Source organism: Azospirillum argentinense (assembly GCF_000632475.1).
Classification (GTDB): Bacteria; Pseudomonadota; Alphaproteobacteria; order Azospirillales; family Azospirillaceae; genus Azospirillum; species Azospirillum baldaniorum.
This window is the reverse complement of record NZ_CP007795.1, coordinates 159319-179710: the sequence shown is the minus strand read 5'-3', so window position 1 is coordinate 179710 and position 20392 is coordinate 159319. Positions and strand designations below refer to the sequence as shown.

The window sequence follows — 20392 nt, the reverse complement described above, 5'->3', positions numbered from 1 at the left end:
TCCGTCAGTCCCCGTCCCGCCGCTGCTCCGCCGGCTTCTCCACGCGGGTCAGGTTGAAGGCGGTGTTGATCAGCGCGATGTGCGAGAAGGCCTGCGGAAAGTTGCCGACCAGCCGCTTCGCCGTCGTGTCGTACTCCTCAGACAGCAGGCCCAGATCGTTGCGCAGGGCGAGCAGCCTGTTGAACAGCGCCTCGGCCTCCGCCTGCCGCCCCTGGAGCACATAGATGTCGGCCAGCCAGAAGGAGCAGGCGAGGAACACCCCCTCCCCGTCGGGAAGCCCGTCGTCGGTCCTCTCCGTCCGGTAGCGCATGACGAGCCCGTCCTGAAGCAGTTCCCGCTCGATGGCGGCGACGGTGCCCTGGATGCGGGGATCGTCCACCGGCAGGAAACCGAGCATCGGCAGCATCAGCAGAGCCGCGTCGACGTGGCTGGCGCCGTAATGCTGGACGAAACTGTTCCGCTCCTTCGAATAGCCCTTGGCGCAGACATCGTCGAAAATGGCTTGGCGCAACGCTTTCCAGCGGTCCAAAGGCGCGTCCAGGCCGAACTTCTCCGCGCTCTTCACCATGCGGTCCACGGCGACCCAGGCCATCACCTTGGAATGGGTGAAGTGCTTTGCGCCGCCGCGCACCTCCCAGATGCCTTCGTCGGGCTGGTCCCACACCGATTCCATGTGATCGAGCAGGGCGCACTGGACCTGCCAACCTTCCGGCCTGATCTCGATGCCGCGCATCCGCGCCTGATGCGCCGCGTCCATCATTTCGCCATAGACGTCGAGCTGGAGCTGGGGGGCCGCGGCGTTGCCGACCCGGACCGGGCTCGCCCCCTCGTAGCCCGGCAGCCAGGGCACCTCCCATTCCAGCATACGGCGCTCCCCGGCGATGCCGTACATGATCTGGATCTGTTGGGGGCTGCCGGCGATGGTGCGCAGGCCCCAGTCGCGCCAGTCCCGCGCCTCCTGCAGATAGCCGGCGTTCATCAGCGCCAGCAGGGTCAGGGTGGCGTCGCGCAGCCAGCAGTAGCGGTAGTCCCAGTTCCGCACCCCGCCGAGCTGTTCGGGAAGCGAGGTGGTCGGCGCCGCGACGATGCCGCCGGTCGGCCGGTAGGTCAGCGCCTTCAGGGTGACCAGCGAGCGCATCACCGCGTCCCGCCAGAGACCGCTGTAGGTGCAGCGCCCGCTCCATTCCGCCCAGAAGCGCTCGGTCTCGGCCAGCGCCTGCTCGGCATCGACCGGCTCCGGCAGCGGCAGGTGGGAGGGGGAATAAATCATCACGAAGCTGACGCTCTCGCCCTCCGCCACGGTGAAGTCGGCGACGGTGCTCATGTCCTCGCCATGGATCGGGGCGCTGGTGTGCAGGACGACCATGTCCGGCCCGGCAATGGCGCGCAGCGTGTTCGGGCCGATCCGCGTCACCCATGGCACGACGTGCCCGTAGCCGAAGCGCAGCGTCAGGTCCATCCGCATGGCGACGCGCCCGCGCCGCCCGCGCAGGATGCGCACGATGTCCGACGCCTCCCCGCGCGGCGGCATGAAGTCGATCATGGTGACGGCACCCTCCGCCGTCTCAAACTCCGTCTCCAGGATCAGGCTGTCGCCACGGTAGCGCCGGGTCGTGCGGGCGTCGGGGTCGCTCGGGCGCAGCAGCCAGCGCCCGTTCTCCGGCGTGCCCAGGAGTGCTGCGAAGCAGGCGTCGGAATCGAAGCGCGGCCAGCACAGCCAGTCGATGGAACCTTCGACGGACAACAGGGCTGCGGTCTCGCAGTCTCCCAGAAGGGCGTAATCCTCGATGCGGGAGGCCATGGCACGCTCTCGAACGATTGGGGGTGCCCTTTGGCAACGGCCTGCGCCCGCTCCGGTTCCCTCCGTCCGCGTCGCCGGGCTGACGAAGGTCGATCGTCCGGTTTGACGATTCTGGCCGCCGGACCAGCGTGGTAGCGTTTCCGTCCGCCGCCGCAGGACGACGCCGCAACCCCCTGCCGCAGGACGACGCATCGAGGCCATCATGGACACAGGACGCGCCACGCCCCGGCGGCATGCCCCCCGCCCCGCCCGCCTCGCGGCGATTCTCCTGACCTGCCTTCCGATGACGGCAACGGGGGCAGAGCCTCCCACCGTCTCCCTGCGGCCGGGCACCGACATCCAGGCGGCGGTGGAGCGCCATCCCCCCGGCACGCGCTTCCGGCTGGAGGCCGGCATCCATCGTTTGCAGTCCATCGTTCCGAAGAACGACAACCGGTTCGAGGGCGCCCCCGGCGCCGTGCTGAGCGGAGCGCGGCGGCTCACCGCCTTCGTCCACCGCGCCTTCGTCCACCGCGGCCCCGTCTGGATCGCCCGCGGGCAGACCCAGAAGGGCCGGGTCAACGCGGCGGAGTTCTGCCGCTCCGGCTTTCCCCGTTGCGCCCATCCGGAGGATCTGTTCATCGACGACGCGCCGATGCTGCATGTGGGCAGCCGGTCCGCCGTCGGGCCGGGGCGCTGGTTCTTCGACTATGACGCCGACGAGATCGTGATCGGCGACGATCCCACCGGGCGCATCGTCGAGACCAGCGTCACCCCCCGCGCCTTCGGCGGCACGGCGTCCGGCGTCGTCATCCAGGCGCTGACCATCGAGAAATACGCCGCGCCCGTCCAGGCCGCCGCTGTGGACGCGGAGTTCGGCCCCGGCTGGACCGTCCGCAACAGCGTCCTGCGCCTGAACCACGGTGTCGGCGTCAACGCCGGCAACGGCAGCCGCATCCTCGACAACCGCCTCCTCGACAATGGACATGCCGGCTTTTCCGGGTCCGGGACGAACTTTCTGATCGCCGGCAACGAGATCGCCCGCAACGGCTATGCCGGGGTCGATTTCTATTGGGAGGGCGGCGGCGGCAAGATCACCGAATCCGGCGGCGGCGGACTGATCCGCGGCAATTGCGTCCACGACAATATCGGCGCCGGGATCTGGGCCGACATCGACGTGCACCAACTGGTGATTGAGGACAATCTGGTCTTCGGCAACGCCGACAACGGCATCACCTACGAAATCAGCTACGACGGGGTGATCCGCAACAACCGGGTCGCCGACAACGGGCAGCGCGGCCAGGGCTGGTTCTGGGGTGCGCAGATCCTGATCTCCAGCGCGCGGGGCGTGAAGGTCTATGGCAACGACATCGACGTGCCGGGCGGATACGGCAACGCGGTGACGGTGGTGTCCCAGGACCGCGCGCCCTACACCCCCGCCGTCGGCAACGAGATCTTCGACAACCGCATCGTCATCCGCAACACCAACGCGCGCATCGGCGCCGTCACCGACGTGAACGCCGACAACGCCGTGGTCGCCGCCGGCAACCGGCTCTACGGCAACCGCTACCATCTGGTGGAACTGGGGGAGCGCGTCTGGTTCTGGAACGACGCGGAGGCCGACTGGAACGCCATCCGCGCCCAAGGCCAGGAAGTGGGCGGTGTCGTCAACGCCGGCATTCCACAGAAGACGCCGCTGAGCTGCCCTTCCATGGCTCCTATGGACAATGCTCGATGATCTTTCCTTCCGCCAATTCTTCCATAAAGAGAAAGAGGCAATCAAGCCATCACGCACAGGTTTCTCATCACTGTTACAGTTTTGAAAAAGTTACTAATTTGGAGGTACTTTGCGGATATCCGCGCACAGTATTATGATCTTGTTTGCGATTGACCGTCAAAACAGGCTGCGATGTTATAGGCTCGAAGCGGTCGTACAGACCTCTTGCAGCATCGCCTTCCCACTTGATCCGGTTCACTTGATCGAATAGGGCCAAGGTCTCCGCATCCGGCGAGGCCCGCGGCGGCCTTTGCGACGATCCTGGGCGGTTCGACGGGACGGCGTGTCCATGGCGTATGGCTGAGGGAGATTTGTATGTTGCCGTGCAAAGACGGAACGCGCCTGCCTAACGCCTTCCGCCGCGCTCCATCGGTCACATCCTACGCCTCCAATCACCTTCTGGCCGCCAATCCCTTGACCGCTGCCCCGATGAACGATCCTGGCTCGTTCGGGTCCTATTACCGGATGTCCGGAGGCGCGCGGCCCCTGGGTGAGGATCCGGTCGTTACCGCCATCCTGCACGACGAAACGCCGCTGACACGGGAAAGCCTGTCCACCAGCCTGAACCTGTGCGGACGGGGGGTGCGGGTGCTGACGGCGGCGTCCGTCGCCGACCTGGAAAGTGTGGTGCGGCAGGATGGGGCACCGGACGTGGCGCTGGCCAATTTCAGCGGACGGCTCGCCTCCGATCCGGAATTCCGGCCGAGGCTGGCCGAACTTCTGGATGTGCTGGACGGCATTCCGCTCATCATGCTGTCGGATTCCGACGAGACGGTGACCGCTTTGGAAGCCATCCGCCAGGGCGCCCAAGGCTACATCTCGACCACCGTCGGCCTGACCATGGCGCTGGAGGCGATCCGTATGGTCGCGGCGGGAGGCATCTTCGTTCCGGCACCCATCCTGCACCGGTTGATCATCGAGCAGACCGGGGTGCCAGACCCGGCGCTCCACGCCGCCTTTTCCGTCCCGGCGCCGGAGGTCAACGGCAAGCCTCACTTGACCCAACTGACCCCGCGCCAGATTGCCGTTCTGGAGTGCCTCCAGGAGGGCAAGCCGAACAAGGTCATCGCCCACGAGCTGGGAATGCGGGAAAGCACCGTCAAAGTGCATGTCCGGAACATCCTGCGGCGGCTCGGCGCCACCAACCGGACGGAAGCGGTGTGCCGCGTCATGCGCGAGGACAACTGAGCCCAACGCAAAAGAACGGCGCGCAAAAGAACGGCGCGGCTGGTTCCCGCACCGCTCCATCACGGAATCAACCGGTCAGGGCTGGTTCGATTCCAGGGCCGCGCCGCGGGACAGATGGGCGTGCGCCATGAAGGCGGCCTCCGTCCGGTTGGTGGCGCCCAGCTTCTTCAGAACGTTGCGCACATGGGCCTTGGCGGTGTTCTCGCACATGCCCAGCATGTAGGCGATGAGCTTGTTCGACTTGCCCTCGCGCATGCAGGTCAGCACGGCCATTTCCCGCGGCGTCAGCCCGCCGATCCGGTCGGTCACCGGCATGGAGGCGCCTGGCGGCGTCTGCGGAACGGCGATGCCGCCCGGGACCGGCGCGATCAGCGATTGCAGGGAGGTGGCGGGCACGAAGGTCCCTCCGGCGGCGACCAGCCGGATCGCCTCCAGCATGACCCCCAGCCCGAGGCTGGGCACGATGTAGCCGCGCACCCCGAGGCGCAGGCTTTCCAGGATCATCCCGCCGTCGTCGCGGTCCGAGATGATCACCAGTGGCACCGGCAGACAGGCCGAAACGGCGTCGCGGATGGACGCGCACATCACGTCGTTCAAACCCGCCTGCGCACCGATGTTGCACAACACGACCTCGGTCCGCCCGTCCCGCGCCAGCACGCCGGCGGCGTCCCTCAGCGAAGCCACCGACCGCACGGTCATGTCCTGGCACAGCGTGCCGAGGCCAAGCGAGAAGCAGTCCCGCGTCAGGCTGTTCGGGTCCGCCAGGACCACGGCGATGCCTGTGGCAATCCCTGGAGCAACCCCCCGCGCAGCAACCTCAGATTGCTGTTTGATGTCCGTCGTCATCCGCATTCCCCTTTCGGTCAAACGTCCATTCTTCTCATCTCTTCAAACCGGGACTGCGGACCGCAATCCGTCATCGCCGATGAGAGGAAGTTCAATTTTCGGGTGAGCGCGTCCACTCGCGGATACTCGGGAAGATTTCACTTTTTTCATTTTCAGCGCCTTTCCCTGCCGACCACATGGATTGTTTGTGTTGGAAGATCATCAGGAATGCTTGCGCAGTTTGCATTTGATGTTTTCAACGTTACCAGAACAGTCGGCCCGGTAAATACGCACTTCGATGCAAGGTTGCGGCGGGTCGGCGTTTTATTCCGTACCCATTCCGGCGCCCGTAACGCCCTGCTTCGCAGGTTTCGTACACCTTTGTGAGGATGGGGGCGGAGTAGAGCGCATGTTTCACCTCGTCCCGCCGCCACGCCGGGTACGATCGCCAGCGCCCCGCCCTCTCCTTTGCACCGAAAGAACAGGCCCGAATGGCGCAAGTCGGAACGCGGCACGCTCTGACCAATAGGAAGTCCATCGAAGCAGGACAGTGCGCTTCCGGATGTCCGCCACCGTCCCCTCTCCCGAATACACGGAAACCGAAAGGAAACATGTCAAATAGGAGGTAAAAGGGCAGGCCGACGTGGTTACTTGAACACGGGATTGACGTTGACGCCATCAAGGGTGCAGTGCAGCATCAGACTTGGAAATCGGGTCGGGAGACAGGCTTCATGGCATCGAACGGGCAGGCGGCTCCATCGTCCTGTGGCGCTGCATACGCTCTCGGTCCGGCAAGCAACGGGCACCGGGGCATCGCGGCCCTGTTGCTGGATGAAACACCTCTGACCCGTGAAAGCCTGTCCGCCGGCCTCAGGCTGCGCGACCCGTCCCTATGCGTGCGAACCGCGGCGTCCTTGAACGAGGCCAAGGCGGTGCTCGCCGAAGATTCCGCACCCGCCGTCGTGCTGTGCAACGTCGCCAGCCTGACCCCGCCCGGGGGCAGCGTCCTGACGACGCTGCGCGGCCTCGCCGGCGCCTTCGGCGGCACGCCGCTGCTCGTCCTATCCGACGGGGAGGATGCGGACCTGCCGCTGGAAGCCAGCCGGCTGGGCGTCCGGGGGTGTCTGCCGACCAGCGTCGGCCTCGCCGTCGCCCGGGAAGCGCTGCGCCTGGTCGCGGGTGGCGGCACCTTCTTCCCCTCCCCTTTCCTGCACCGCCTGCTTCAGAATCGCGAGGCCACGGAGGACGATCCGCCCACGCCATCCGGCGGCGCGGCGCTGACCGCGCGTCAGCGCGGGGTGCTGCAACGGCTTCGCGAAGGGAAATCGAACCGCGTCATCGCGCAGGAGCTGGGGATCAGCGAGAACACCGCGAAGGTCCATGTGCGCGGCATCCTGCGGGCCCTTGGCGCCTCCAACCGCGCCGAGGCCGTGCGCAAGGCCTGGCGGCTGGCCGACCCCACCGTTCCGCAAGCGCTCAGCCGGGATTGCGGCCGGGATCGGGACTGACCGTACCGCCGCTGTGGATCAGCCGCAGGGCGGCGATCACCTCGGCCAGCGGCATCCGTCCGCTCAGCACCCCGCGCAGCCCGAGACGCGCCGCGGTGTCGGCCACCGCCGCACCGGGCCGGTCGGCAAGGATCGCGACGGGAGGATGGGAACCGCCCCCCGCCAGCGCTCCGAGAAGCTGGCCGATGCCGCCCTTGGCCGGATCGGCGCGTCCAATGCTCACCAGCACCACGTCGGCGCCGCGCAAGACGGCGGGAAGATCGGCCAGGGCCGCGGCGCTGCGCTGATGGCTGACCGCCACGTCCGGCGCGAAGGCGTTGATGGCGGCGGCGAGGCTTTCGCCGAACAGGGAGCGGTCGTCGATCAGCAACACCGTGATCGGCGCCCGCCCGCCGGTCCGCACATCCGGACGGGGAGAACGGGAGCCGCCCCGTGCGCCGGGGGGCACACGGGGCATGACGTCTCGTCGGTTGTCGGCCAGCGCGTCCAAGCCAATCATGGCTGCGTCTTTCGGAATCGGGAGATCCCAACCGGCATCCCGTGCCGGACCGCCGCCGGGGTGGAGACGGTCCGTTCAAGGCACCGGTGCGTGGCCGGAGTCGGCGGGCGTCGCGCCCGCGTCAATCCGCGAGGTCGGATGCGGCTGCCGCAAGCTGTCCGGAGAAGGGCAGGACACAGGCGTCGCCCGCGAAACCGTTGCTGAGCAGCATGGCCTCCGCCGCCTTGCGCCGCTTCGCCGCATCGGGACGCACGTCGCGCCGCCCGACGGAGCAGTAATGGAACCCTGCCGCCGCCATGGCCGCCGGGGCATAGACGTTGCGCAGATCGACCATCACCGGACGGTGCATCAGGCTGCGCACGCGGCCCAGATCCAGCGCGCGGAACTCGTTCCATTCCGTCAGGATGGCGACGCAGTCCGCCTCCGCGAGGGGGCCATAGGCATCATCGTGCCAGACCACGTCCGGCAGCAGATGGCGCCCCTCCTCCATGCCGGCGGGGTCGTAGGCATGGACCGTGGCGCCGGCCTCCTGAAGCAGCGGGATGATCTCCAGGCTCGCCGCCTCGCGCATGTCGTTGGTGTCGGGCTTGAAGGTGATGCCCAGCACGGCAATCCGCTTTCCCGCCGCGTCCGGCCCGCAGGCCTGGAGAATCCGTCCGGCCATCAGCCGCTTGCGCGCCCGGTTCACGTCCACCACCGTTTCGATCAGCCGGACCGGCGCGCCGTGCTGCCGCCCGGTGCGCACCAGCGCCTCCGTGTCCTTGGGGAAGCAGGAGCCGCCGAAGCCCGGCCCGGCGTTCAGGAACGGGCGCCCGATGCGTCCGTCCATCCCCATGCCCGCCGCCACGTCCTGGACGTCGGCCCCCACCCGCTCGCACAGGTCGGCCACCTCGTTGATGAAGGTGATCTTGAAGGCCAGGAAGGCGTTGGCCGAGTATTTCGTCAGCTCTGCCGTCTCGATGCCGGTGCGCACGAAGGGCGTCCCGGCGCGGATCAGCGGCTGGTAAAGGGCATCCATCACCGCCCGCGCCCGGTCGGACTCGGCGCCGATCACCACGCGGTCGGGCTGCATGAAGTCCCCGATGGCCGAGCCTTCGCGCAGGAATTCCGGATTGGACACCACGTCGAACTCGGCGCGCGGGTTGATGTCCCGCACGATGGCGGCGATCTGGCGCCCGGTGCCGACCGGCACGGTCGATTTGGTCACGATGACGGTGTAGCGGGACATGGTCCGCGCGATCTCCGCCGCCGCCGCGTGGACGTAGGTCAGGTCGGCCCCGCCGTCGCCGGGACGGGAGGGGGTGCCGACCGCGATCAGCACCACGTCCGCCCCCTCCATGGCGACCGCGAGGTCGGAGGTGAAGGACAGACGGTCCGCCGCCATGTTGCGCGCCACAAGGACGTCGAGGCCGGGTTCGTAGATGGGGATTTCGCCGCCCCTCAGGCGCTGGATTTTCGTTTCGTCCTTGTCCACACAGCACACATCGATGCCGAATTCGGCAAAGCAGGCGCCGGACACGAGGCCGACATAGCCGGTCCCCACAACCGCGATCCGCATTGTTCCGCTCCTGTTTCTCAATGGCGTTGCCGAAGCCATCCCTGTCAATGGCGTTGCCGAAGCCATCCCTGGCCGGCTCGAAAATGGCCGACTTGAAAATCGGCCGTCAGGCCACGGCACGCTCCGCCACGCCGTTACCCGGTCCGCTTTCCAGCCCGTCCTCACGGCCGTTCTCGCGCAGCGCCCAGCGCACGGTCTCGGCCAGCCCCTGCTCCAGCCGGGTGCGCGGCGCCCAGCCGAGCACCGACCCGGCGTAGGTCACGTCCGCCTGCACGCTGCGCTGCTCGCCCGGACGCTCGGGGTGGTGGAGCACGGGATGGTCCGCCCGCGTCCGGCCGAGCGCCCCCAGCGCGAGGTCGGCCAGCTCGCTGATGCTGGTCTGCCGCCCGCTGCCGAGGTTGAAGATCTTCCCGTGGCTGGCCGGGTTGTCGAGCGCGCCGACCCAGGCGTCCACCACGTCGTCGATGAAGACGAAATCGCGGGTCTGCTTGCCGTCGCCGTAGATGTGGATCGGCTCGCCGCGGATGATGTTGCCCAGGAAGATGCCCAGCACCCCCTGGTAGGGGTTGTCCACCGCCTGCCGCGGCCCGTAGACGTTGTACATGCGGAACGACGTGACGGCCAGACCGCCCGGCAGGTCGTTCCGCGCCGCCGTCAGATGCACGTAGCGCTCGCCCGCGTATTTCGTCACCCCGTAGTAGGACACCGGGGAGCAGGGCGTGTCCTCCGGCGTCGGGACCACCTCGGCGTTGCCGTAGGCGCTCATCGAGCTGGCGTAGAGAAGGCGCTTCACCCCGCGCTCCACGCATTGCTGGAGGACGTTCACCGTCCCCTCCACGTTGGTGCGCAGGTCGCCGACCGGGTTGCTGAAGGCGCGGATGATCGACACCTGCCCGGCGATGTGGATCACCGCGTCGGGCACCTCCTCGAACGCCTTGTCGAGGTCGGCGGGGTTGGTGACGTCGCCGCGGATGTAGCGGACCTCCGCCGGCACGTTCGAGCGCAGCCCGGTGGACTCGTTGTCGATCACCGTCACCCGGTGGCCGAGCGACACGAGGCGGTGCGTGATGTGGGAGCCGATGAAGCCGGCCCCGCCCGTTACAAGAACGTTCATTGGTTCCTCCACCGCACAGGGATCGGGTTACGCGCTGAGGGCGATGCGGCCCGGTTCCACCTGGCTCTGGTCCGTGGGCAGGCCATTCTGCGCGAGATAGCGCTCCGCCCAGTCCCACAGGCGGCGGATGCCGGTGTCGCGGTCCACCTGCGGGCGCCAGCCGAGGACCTGCTCCGCCTTGCGGATGTCGCTGACATAGCAGGGCTGGTCGCCGGGCCGCCAGTCGGAGAAGTCGGCCTCCACCGGTTCGCCGCGCAGGGTGGACAGCATCTCCCCGAATTCGCGCCAGACCGAGATGGTGTTCTCCGGCCCGCCGCCGATGTTGAAGACCTGCCCACGGCTGACCTCGATCTTCTCGGTGGCGAGGCGGAAGGCGCGCACGAGGTCTTCCACGAACAGCACGTCGCGCACCTGCATGCCGTCGCCGTAGATGTGGATGGGCCGCCCGGCCAGCGCCGAGATGATGAAATGCGCGACCCAGCCCTGGTCCTCGTTGCCGAACTGGCGCGGGCCATAGATGCAGCTCATCCGGAAGACGACGGTCGGCAGGTCGTAGATGCGGGCGTAGTCGCGCACATACTGGTCCGCCGCCCCCTTGGAGCAGCCGTAGGGCGAGTGGAAGTCCAGCGGCTCCGCCTCCGAAACGCCGAGCGGGCGGTCGACGAAGCGGTAGCGGCTGCCGGTCTGCTCCACCGCCACATGCTCCAGCCCGCCGTAGACCTTGTTGGTCGAGGTGAAGACCACCTTCGGCGGGGTCTTCATGCGGCGCGCCGCCTCCAGCACGTTGAAGGTGCCGAGCGCGTTGATGTCGAAGTCGGTGCGCGGATCGTCCAGCGAGGAGGTCACCGCCACCTGCCCGGCGAGGTGGTAGACCTCCTCCGCCCCGGCCATGCAGGATTTGACGGCGGCGAAGTCGCGCACGTCGGCCTTCATGAAGGTCAGGCGGGACCCGGCGTTGAGGGTTTGCAGCCACGCCGCGTTCCGCTCGCTGCCCGGCCGCAGCAGGGCGTCCAGGACGACGACGTCGCGACCGTCCTCCAGCAGGTTCTTGACCAGATTGCAGCCGACGAAGCCGGCCCCGCCGGTCACGAGCGTTTTGCCTTCCATAGGTGTCTTCTCCATTGCTGCGGCTTTTACCGGTTGGGCAGGGGGTGTTGGGCAAAGGGCGTTGGACAAAGGGCGTTGGACGGGGTTCAGGCGGCCTTGAGGACGGCGGCGCCCGCCGGGCGGCGGATCACCGCCTCGTAGAGCCGGTGGGTGTCGGCGGCAGCGGCGGCCCAGTCGAAGCGCTGGGTGGCGCGCAGGCGGCCATGGCGGCCCATCCGCGCCCGCCGCTCGGGGTCGGCGGCCAATTCCTCGACGGCGGCGCGCAGGGCCAGCGGGTCGCCCGGTTCGACGATCACCGCGCAGCCGTCATCGATCTGATGCGGGATGCCGCCGACCCGGGTCGTCACCACCGGGACGCCGAAGGCCATCGCCTCCAGGATCACGTTGGGGAAGGTGTCGGCCAGGGTCGGGAAGACGAACAGGTCGGAGCGGCGGAACATGGCGGCGACCTCCGCCTCGGCCAGATTGCCGGTGAGGTGGATGGTCTGGCCCGGGCCGCAGCGGCGCTGGTACGCCTCGTAATCGACGAAGTCCCGCTTCTCGCCGCCGACGATCAGGCGGAACGGCATCGAGAGCCCCACGAAGGCGTCGAGCAGCACGGCCAGCCCCTTGTTGGCCGTGTGGTTGGCCAGGAAGAAGGCGGTGACGGGGCCGCCGTCCTCCTCCCGCTCCGGAATGCCGAATTTGCGGTGGATGTCCTGGTCCGCCGCGATCGGCGTGCCCCAGTCGTTCGGGCGGTCCACGCCGTAGGGAATGACGGCGATGTCGTCCCCGGTGAAGCCGAAGCCCCGGACGATGGGCAGATCGACGGGCGAGATCGCGCAGATCGCCGCGGCGTTGCGCACCACGTAGCGCACCGGGCGGTCGATCAGCAGGTCCCAGGCCAGCCGCCGCGCCGCGTCCATGCGCCGGAAGGCCGCCGGGTTGCCGATCTCCACGAAGCCGTGGGTGGACACCACGTAGGGCACGCCCTTCGCCACGCAGGCGCGGGCCACCCGCATCATCTCCAGCGCCGGGATCGGGTTGTGGATGTGCACCAGATCGTAGGAGCCGTGGCGGATCAGCGCCGGGATGCTCGACTGGTAGAACAAGGTCTTCGCGCGGTTGGGCAGGACGGAATCGAGCCCGGCGAAGGGGCTGGAGGTCCGCACCTCGATCCGCTCGCCCGGCTTGCTCAGGTCCATCGGGACCCGGCTCGCCATGCCCATGTTCGCGATGTCGATGCGGTCGTGCGCCTGCAGCGCGACGCTCAGCTTCTCCGCCGCCTTGCTGGCGCCGCTGACCGCCAGATGCGGCGGCACGACGATCGCCGACAGGATCTTCAGGCTCATCGCAGGAATCCTCGACTGTCATGGAAGCGCGGGCCGCATCGGTCGCGGTTCACGGCGCTGTTCCGAGGTCGTTCAGGAAAATCCGCCGACGCAAGGCCGTTTCATTTTAAAAACGGCGCCACACAATCACAGCATCGGAAGAAGTTTCATTTTTAATAACGGCTCTTTTATTTGGCAACCACCAAACAACCATCACCGTCTAGCCAAATCGAAGCTCTCCTTTCGGACGGCGCGCCTGGCCGCTGCGGACCAGCGGCATCTGCACCGCCTGGCAGGCCAGCAGGAACAGGAAGGCCGGATTCAGCATGACGTAGCGCCGCCACAGCCGCCGTGGCTCGGTGGACAGCCGGAACAGCCATTCCAGGCCGTTATTCTGCATCCACATCGGCGCCTGCGGCTGTTTCCCGGCGATGAAGTCGAAGGCGGCGCCGACCGCGATCAGCGGCATCGACAGCGCCGCCTTGTGCTCGTAGACCCAGGTCTCCTGGCGCGGGCAGCCCAGCCCGACGAAGACGATGCGGGCGCCGGAGTCGATGATCTCGCGGTCCACCGCCGCGCGCTCCTCGGCGCTCAGCGTGCGGAAGGCGGACGGGCGGGCGCCGGCGATGATCAGACCGGGGAAGCGCTCCGTCAGCGCCGTGGTCAGCGTGTCGAGCAGCCCCGCCGTGGCGCCGTAGAGGTAGATGGGAAGGCCCTTCGCCGCCGCCGCCGCGCAGGTGCGCAGCATCAGGTTCGGGCCGTAGACGCGGTCCGGCAGGGCGGCGCCGTGCAGCCGGTTCAGCGCCCAGCGCACCGGCTGGCCGTCCGGCGTCACGAGGTCGATGGCGTTCAGGCGGTAGCGGTGCTCCGGATCGAGCGCCCCCGTCATCACCCCATGAACGGCGAGCGCGCTGACCGCGAAGGGCTTTTGCTGTTCCGCCGCGTCGATGATGGCGCGCACGCCGGCCTCGTAATCGACGGCGTTGACGTAGACGCCGAGCACTTCCTTTTTCCCATGGTCGATCATGCCACGGCCTCCACGCGCCAGCGGCGCCGATTGCTGTCATGAATGTCGGTGAGGATGTTGCGCACGTCGTGCCGGATGTCCCAGGACGGGTAATGGGAGCGGAACCGGTCGAGCGAACTGACCCACCAGATGTGGTCGCCGATGCGGTTGGCCTCCTTGAAGGCCAGATCCATCGGGCGCCCGGTGATCTCCTCGCACAGCGCCACCGCTTCCAGGATGGAGCAGTTGCTCGCCCGTCCGCCGCCGATGTTGTAGACCTCGGCGCTGCGCGGCGCGTCGTAGAACGCCTGGAAGGCGGCGATCAGGTCGTTGCTGTGGATGTTGTCGCGCACCTGCTTGCCCTTGTAGCCGATCACGTCGTAGCGGGTTCCGGTGACGGCGCAGCGCATCAGATAGGCCAGGAAGCCGTGAAGCTGCGTCGGCGAATGGTTCGGCCCGGTCAGGCAACCGCCGCGGAAGCACACCGTCTTCATCCCGAAATAGCGGCCGAACTCCTGGACCAGCACGTCGGCGGCCACCTTGGAGGCGCCGAACAGGCTGTGCAGGGTGGCGTCGATCGACATGTCCTCGGCGATGCCGCCGGCGTAGCGGTGCGCCGGGTCGATCTCGTAGCGCGTCTCCGTCTCGATCAGCGGCAGGCGGTTCGGCGTGTCGCCGTAGACCTTGTTGGTCGAGGTGAAGATGAACACCGCGTCCGGGCAATGGCGCCGCGCAGCCTCCAGCATGTTCAGCGTGCCGTTGGCGTTCACCGAGAAATCCATCTGCGGGTCGCGCGCCGCCCAATCGTGCGAGGGCTGGGCCGCCGTGTGGATGATCAGGGAGATGGCCGAAGCGTGCCGCTCGAACAGCGCATCGATGGCCGCGGCGTCGCGGATGTCGATGGCGTGGTGGCGGTAGCGCTGGCGCAGCGTCTGCTCCAGGGTCTGGCGCTGCCACGCGGTCGAGGCCTCGTCGCCGAAGAAGGTGCGCCGCATGTCGTTGTCGATGCCGACGACGTCCATTCCCAGCGCACCGAAATGCAGGCAACTCTCCGACCCGATCAATCCGCAGGAACCGGTGACAAGGGCGACGGACATGACGTCAAACTCCTTCGCGGTTTGTTTGTTGGTTCAGCAGGGAGGTTCGTCAGTAGGCGTTGCGGTCCCAGAAAAGGAGGAGGGCGGTGCGCACCATGATCTCGGCGTCCAGCCCCAGGGACCAGTTGTCGACGTAGTAGAGGTCGTGTTCGACGCGGCGGGCGGCGGTGTGGAGGTTGTCGATCTCGCCACGCAGCCCGTTCACCTGCGCCCATCCGGTGATTCCGGGACGGACGCGGTGGCGGCAGGCGTAGTTCTCCACCGCCTCGTGGTACAGCACGTCCCCGGCCTTCATGGCGACGGGATGGGGCCGCGGCCCGACGATGGACATGTCGCCGCGCAGCACGTTGAAGAGCTGCGGAAGCTCGTCGATGCTGGTGCGGCGCAGGAAGCGCCCGACGCGCGTCACCCGCGGATCGTTGCGCACCGTCCGCTGCGCGCCCGACTGGTCGCCGCGGTCGGTGTGCATCGTGCGGAACTTCCAGATCTCGAATTCCTCGTTGTTGAAGCCGAAGCGCTTCTGGCGGAACAGCACCGGGCCGGGGCTTTCCAGCTTGATCGCCGCCGCGGCCAGCAGAAGCACCGGCGCCAGCGCGGCCAGCGCCGCGCCGCCGATCAGCAGGTCCTCCGACCGCTTCAGCACGCCGCGCCAGCCGGCCAGCGGGTGATGGATGACGCCCAGCAGCGGTATGCCCGCCGTCGCATCGACCGACAGGCCGGCGGTGCGGGCGATCAGCCGGTGCGGCAGCAGACGGACGTCCACCGCGAGGACGCGCAGCCGTTCCAGGATGTCGGTGATCTCGGCCTCGGCGCTCCAGGGCAGGGCCACCACCACGAGGTCGATGCGGTTCTTGCGCACCTGCTCGACCAACCCGGTCACGCTACCCAGCACTGGCACCCCGGCCAACCGGGCAGTGGCCAGGGGCGGAGCGTTCACGGATGACGGCCGGTCCGCCGCGGTGGACACCGCGCCGATCACCTGATAGCCCGCCCCCTCCGCGCGCTGGAGCCGGTCCAGCCACTCGAAGGCCAGATCGTTGGTGCCGACCAGCAGGGTCCTTTGCCGCAAGCCGCCGGCCAGATTCCAGTCGCGCGCCATGCGGAGGAGCAGGCTGCGCAGCGCGGTCAGCCCGAACAGGCCGAGCCCGTACCACAGCCACAGCGTCCCCGCCGCCGCCGTGTCCAGCCGCCGCAGATCCCCCGTCACGCCAAGCATCAGGACGAGCACCAGGAAGGCTGCCGTCCAGGCCCCGAACAGCGGCCCGGCGTGCGAACCGATGGTCCGCCGCATCGCCTTTGGACGCAGGCTGCGGTAGCAGCCCGCGCTGTAGAAGCACATCAGCGACAGCACCGCCAATGGACCGACCGCGGCGTTGAAGACGCCCGCGGAAGCATGAACCGCGTCTGCGAACAGCGCCGGATCGGCCGGGGCGGCCCGCAACAGACGGGCGGCGATGCTCTCCGCCGCCAGCCCCGTCCCGACGACCATCAGCGCGTCCGCGGCCACCAGCCCGCACAGCAGGGCGGGGGCGGAGGCCGCCGCGGCGACCGGCGAGGCGGATTCCGGGCGCGGGCCTTGGAAGGCCATCCCCACGCGCGTGCCGTAATCCGGCTTCGCCGAGCTGTCTCGTGAAGGGAGTTCGAACATCCGCCGTTCCCTGTTGGCCCATTCCCTGCCGCCGCACCCCAGCGATGCGGCGGCGCTGCCGGCTGCGTCGCCGCGCTCAGAAATAGGTCTTGGCGAAATAGGCGATGGTGCGCTCCAGCCCCTCTTCGAGCGGCACGTGCGGCATCCATTTCAGGTAGGCGTGGGCTTTGGTGATGTCCGGCTTGCGCTGCCGCGGATCGTCCTGGGGCAGCGGGTGCCGCTCGATCCGCGAGCGCGATCCGGTCATCCGGATGACGGTCTCCGCCAGCTCCAGGATGGTGAATTCGCCGGGATTGCCGAGGTTGATCGGGCCGGTCACCGTCCCGTCCGTTTCCATCAGCCGGTGCAGACCCTCGACCAGATCGTCGACGTAGCAGAAGGACCGCGTCTGCGACCCGTCGCCGTAGATGGTGATCGGATCGCCCTTGAGCGCCTGGACGATGAAGTTCGACACCACGCGCCCGTCGTTCGGATTCATCCGCGGCCCGTAGGTGTTGAAGATGCGCGCGACCTTGATGGCGACCTTGTGCTGCCGGTTGTAGTCGAAGAACAGCGTCTCGGCGCAGCGCTTGCCCTCGTCGTAGCAGGCGCGCGGGCCGATGGGATTCACGTTGCCCCAATAATCCTCGCGCTGCGGGTGGACGAAGGGGTCGCCGTAGACCTCGCTGGTCGAGGCCTGCAGGATCGTCGCCTTCACCCGCTTGGCCAGCCCCAGCATATTGATGGCGCCGTGCACGCTGGTCTTGGTGGTCTGCACCGGGTCGAACTGGTAATGCACCGGCGAAGCCGGGCAGGCGAGGTTGTAGATCTCGTCCACCTCGACATAGAGGGGGAAGGTGATGTCGTGGCGCGCCGCCTCGAACCTCGGGTTGTCCAGCAGATGCGCAATATTCGAACGCGCACCCGTGAAATAGTTGTCGACGCACAGGACCTCTTTCCCGGCGGCCAGAAGACGCTCGCACAGGTGCGATCCGATGAACCCGGCGCCGCCTGTCACAAGAACGCGCTCAGTCGTAGACGTCATTGAGCCTCTCCATGGAGTTGACCGGGGAATTCGCCCAGACGGCGGCGGCACGCGGAGATAGCGCGCCGATCCGCTTCCGCGAATATTTTAAAATCCAGAGACGAAGCGCCGCATGTCGCCATGAAAAGCGGATGGACACTCCGGCTTTAAGCGGAAATGGACGATCATGTCTGGAAATGCGCGGCGTTTTTGAAGCCTGAGCCGGCTCCGCTGCACCCGGCAAACTGTGACCGGCGCGGAGTTGACCGTCAAACACGCGGACGGGGTACAGGGTATGATTATTTATGACGGTCGCCGTCGTAAGCACAGAGACGGATGGGCCTTCTTTTTTTCAATTGTTGCGCGGCGCCATTCACGGTACTCGAAGTCTGTCCGACAACGGTCGCAGCAGCGGAACATCACGGCCCATTCGGCCCTGGTCTTTAAAAGACAGCCGGATTCTCGGTTATCTCCAAAGAAAACAAAAGGCCGCAGCGCGTCCTTTTGCAGCCATCCGCCACGCCCATCCCGGGCCGGACCGCCAGCCAGCAAGACGAAAGGGGCGACGACGTGAATTCTTCGATCGGCAAAGGCGGGACGCTTCCAGGCCACGAAGCGCACGCCAGCGTCCTTCCGGACAGTCTTCTGCAATCGGGCGCGGCAGAGTCCTCCGACGTCCGCAGCCGGCAGGAGGCGACCGTCTTCGCCTCGCTGGCCGTGCTGTGGCGGCGCAAGCTGCTGCTGCTCACCATCATCCTGCTGGGGACGGCGACCATCACCTACGTCATGCAGTCGCTGAAGCCGATGTACCGGGCCACGGCGATGGTGCAGCTCGATTCCCGGCGGGTCGAGCTGGCGGAGTTCAAGTCGGTGGTGTCCAACCTGACGCCCGAGGCGCCGGCGGTGCGCAGCGAGGTGTCCATCGTCGGCTCGCGCGCCCTGGCGGAGCGGGTGGTGGAGAAGCTCCGCCTGATCAACGACCCCGAATTCAACCCGACGCTCAAGGCGGCGGACGGCGCGGACGACCACTGGCTGAAGCGGGTCACCAAGGCCGGCGTCGGCGCGCTGCCGCCGGAGGGCAACGACGTGCTGCGCCAGATCGTGCAGCAGGCGACCGCCCTGTTCCGCGCCGAGGAAAGCCCCAACGCCGGCGACCCGAACCAAGCCCGCCTGCTGACCATCGACACGCTGCTGCGCCGGATCGAGGCGCGCAACGACGACCGGTCCTTCACCATCATCATCGAGGCGTCGTCGGTCGATCCCGCCAAGGCCGCCGCCATCGCCAACGCCTTCGGCCAAGCCTATCTGGACTACCGGACGGAGATGAACCGCGACCTGACCGAGCGGGTCAACCAGTGGCTCGGCGGGCGGCTCATCGAGGCGCGCGAGGCGGTGCGCGGCGCGGAGGAGGCCATCCGCAGCTTCCGCAAGGAGAACAGCCTGCTGGAACTGCCGCCGGACGGCCGCAACATGGTCCAGCAGCAGATGAACGAACTCGCCACCCAGCTGACCGCCGCGCAGGCGCAGAAGGCGGCGGCCGAGGCCCGCGTGCGCCAGGCCCGCGAGCAGACCGCCGCCAACAACGCCGCGGCGATCCCGGAGGTGCTGGCCTCCCCGCTGATCCAGAAGCTGCGCGAGGCCGAGGCGATGCTGGAGCGCCGGCTGGCCGAACTCCAGCAGGTCTATGGCGACAAGCATCAGGACATCGTGAATCTCCGCCGCGGCATCGGCGAGCTGAAGGCGCGCATCCGCGACGAGGTGGGCAAGATCCAGAAGGGCCTGGACGCCGATCTGGAGGTGGCGCGCATCCGCGAGGCCACGCTGCTCAAGAGCATCGCCGACCTGCAGGAGCAGCAGAAGGGCATCGAGGCGACCGGCATCCAGCTCCGCGACCTGGAGCGCGCCGCCGACGCCCACCGCACGCTCTACCGCAGCCTCGCCGAACGCTACGAGCAGACGATGGCGCTGAAGAACACCGGCGCGCTGGACGCGCATCTCAGCGCTCCGGCCCTGCCGCCGATCCGCCCGGCCTTCCCGCAGTTCCGCATGTCGCTGGGCGTCGGGCTGGTCGGCTCCACGGCGCTGGCGGTGGCGCTGGTGCTGCTGCTGGAGCGGCTCAGTTCCGGCCTGCGCACGCCCTCCCAGGTGGAGCGGGCGACCGGCGTGCCCTGCCTCGGCATGGTCCCGTCGCTTCCCCGCAACGAGGCGACGTGGAACCTGCCGCTTCACCCCGACAGCCGCCGTGCCCGCGAGATCGGGGCCTTCCGCGAGGCGATCCAGACCGTGCGCACCATGGCCTGCATGCCGCGCAAGCGGGGAACGCCGCCCAAGGTGCTGCTCGTCACCTCCTCCATTCCCAAGGAAGGCAAGTCGGTGCTGGCGGCCAATCTGGCGCGGTCGCTGGCCGGGCTGGGGCTCAACACGCTGCTGATCGACGCGGACTTCCGCCGCCCCTCCATCGCGAAGCTGCTGGGCTACCAGCCGCAAGGCAGCGTCGCCGACCTGCTGGACGGCCGCGTCGGCATCGACGACCTGATCCATCAGGAGACCACCAACCTCGGCGTCCTGGGCAACGCCGTCGGCACCCCCGACGCGCACGACCGCATCAGCTCCCAGGCGATGAGCGACCTGATCCAATGGGCGCGCCACAACTACGACGTGGTGGTGATCGACTCAGCCCCGGTGATGCTGTTCTCCGACGCGCTGGCCCTGTCCTTCCTGGCCGACAGCGTGATCTACGTCGTCCGCTGGCAGCACACCCCGCTCGACACCGTGACCGCCGGCTTCAACAAGCTGAAGTCGGTCGACAGCGCGGTCGGCGGCGTCGTGCTGTCGCGGGTTGTGGCGTCCAAGCACGTCAAGTACGGCCACAAGGACGACACCTACTACTACGCCCTGCACGCGCCTGCGCGGCATTCCTAGCCCTCCATTTCAGCCCGCTCCCCTCCGGGGCGAGGGTGGCCCGATGGGCC

15 protein-coding genes are annotated in these 20392 nt (G+C 67.9%); 4 read left to right on the top strand and 11 right to left on the bottom strand.

Features of this window, described 5'->3' with window-relative positions; all coding sequences use genetic code 11:
- Positions 1–4: 4 nt before the first annotated feature.
- Positions 5–1801, bottom strand: a complete 1797-nt coding sequence (locus ABAZ39_RS23360; RefSeq protein ID WP_040136186.1) for a glycoside hydrolase family 15 protein — start codon at positions 1799–1801, stop codon at positions 5–7.
- 202 nt (positions 1802–2003) lie between these two features.
- Here ABAZ39_RS23360 and ABAZ39_RS23355 point away from each other — a divergent pair, with 202 nt between their 5' ends.
- Positions 2004–3518 carry a right-handed parallel beta-helix repeat-containing protein gene (locus ABAZ39_RS23355; RefSeq protein WP_051658446.1) on the top strand — a complete coding sequence of 505 codons (1515 nt, stop codon included), beginning with the start codon at positions 2004–2006 and terminating at the stop codon, positions 3516–3518.
- Between the two features lie 468 nt (positions 3519–3986).
- The gene (locus ABAZ39_RS33340) at positions 3987–4745 is read left to right on the top strand and encodes a response regulator transcription factor (protein WP_051658445.1); all 759 of its coding nucleotides are present in this window, start codon (positions 3987–3989) and stop codon (positions 4743–4745) included.
- Between the two features lie 75 nt (positions 4746–4820).
- Here ABAZ39_RS33340 and ABAZ39_RS23345 read toward each other — a convergent pair whose 3' ends face one another.
- Positions 4821–5516 (bottom strand): response regulator transcription factor, encoded by a 696-nt coding sequence (locus ABAZ39_RS23345; protein ID WP_051658444.1) that lies wholly within the window; start codon positions 5514–5516, stop codon positions 4821–4823.
- A 986-nt stretch (positions 5517–6502) separates the two neighbouring features.
- Between ABAZ39_RS23345 and ABAZ39_RS33335 the strand changes: the two genes are divergently transcribed.
- Positions 6503–7078, top strand: a complete 576-nt coding sequence (locus ABAZ39_RS33335) for a response regulator transcription factor (RefSeq protein WP_247881755.1) — start codon at positions 6503–6505, stop codon at positions 7076–7078.
- On the opposite strand, the gene ABAZ39_RS23335 is transcribed toward ABAZ39_RS33335, so the two are convergent.
- The 9 genes from ABAZ39_RS23335 to ABAZ39_RS23295 all read right to left on the bottom strand — a co-directional run bounded on the left by ABAZ39_RS23335 (position 7047) and on the right by ABAZ39_RS23295 (position 17441).
- Positions 7047–7577 (bottom strand): helix-turn-helix domain-containing protein, encoded by a 531-nt coding sequence (locus ABAZ39_RS23335; protein ID WP_081863280.1) that lies wholly within the window; start codon positions 7575–7577, stop codon positions 7047–7049. The two genes, ABAZ39_RS33335 and ABAZ39_RS23335, sit on opposite strands and share 32 nt — an antisense overlap.
- Positions 7578–7698: 121 nt before the next feature.
- A complete protein-coding gene (locus tag ABAZ39_RS23330) occupies positions 7699–9135 on the bottom strand; it encodes a UDP-glucose dehydrogenase family protein (RefSeq protein ID WP_063922715.1) in 1437 nt (478 codons plus the stop codon).
- A gap of 106 nt (positions 9136–9241) precedes the next feature.
- On the bottom strand, positions 9242–10249 hold the full coding sequence (locus ABAZ39_RS23325; RefSeq protein WP_051658442.1) for an SDR family NAD(P)-dependent oxidoreductase: 1008 nt from the start codon (positions 10247–10249) through the stop codon (positions 9242–9244).
- 27 nt (positions 10250–10276) lie between these two features.
- On the bottom strand, positions 10277–11356 hold the full coding sequence (locus ABAZ39_RS23320; protein WP_063922714.1) for a GDP-mannose 4,6-dehydratase: 1080 nt from the start codon (positions 11354–11356) through the stop codon (positions 10277–10279).
- 86 nt (positions 11357–11442) lie between these two features.
- Positions 11443–12687 (bottom strand): glycosyltransferase family 4 protein, encoded by a 1245-nt coding sequence (locus ABAZ39_RS33330; protein WP_081863279.1) that lies wholly within the window; start codon positions 12685–12687, stop codon positions 11443–11445.
- A 199-nt stretch (positions 12688–12886) separates the two neighbouring features.
- The gene (locus ABAZ39_RS23310) at positions 12887–13693 is read right to left on the bottom strand and encodes a WecB/TagA/CpsF family glycosyltransferase (RefSeq protein WP_040136180.1); all 807 of its coding nucleotides are present in this window, start codon (positions 13691–13693) and stop codon (positions 12887–12889) included.
- Entirely contained in the window at positions 13690–14769 is a 1080-nt protein-coding gene (locus tag ABAZ39_RS23305; protein ID WP_040136178.1) for an NAD-dependent epimerase/dehydratase family protein, read from the bottom strand. The genes ABAZ39_RS23310 and ABAZ39_RS23305 overlap by 4 nt, the downstream gene beginning before the upstream one ends.
- A gap of 49 nt (positions 14770–14818) precedes the next feature.
- Complete coding sequence (locus ABAZ39_RS23300) at positions 14819–16417, bottom strand: undecaprenyl-phosphate glucose phosphotransferase (protein ID WP_051658441.1); 1599 nt, start codon at positions 16415–16417, stop codon at positions 14819–14821.
- A gap of 76 nt (positions 16418–16493) precedes the next feature.
- Positions 16494–17441 (bottom strand): UDP-glucuronic acid decarboxylase family protein, encoded by a 948-nt coding sequence (locus tag ABAZ39_RS23295; RefSeq protein WP_040136176.1) that lies wholly within the window; start codon positions 17439–17441, stop codon positions 16494–16496.
- A 549-nt stretch (positions 17442–17990) separates the two neighbouring features.
- Between ABAZ39_RS23295 and ABAZ39_RS23290 the strand changes: the two genes are divergently transcribed.
- A complete protein-coding gene (locus tag ABAZ39_RS23290) occupies positions 17991–20342 on the top strand; it encodes a GumC family protein (protein WP_040136174.1) in 2352 nt (783 codons plus the stop codon).
- Positions 20343–20392: the final 50 nt, after the last annotated feature.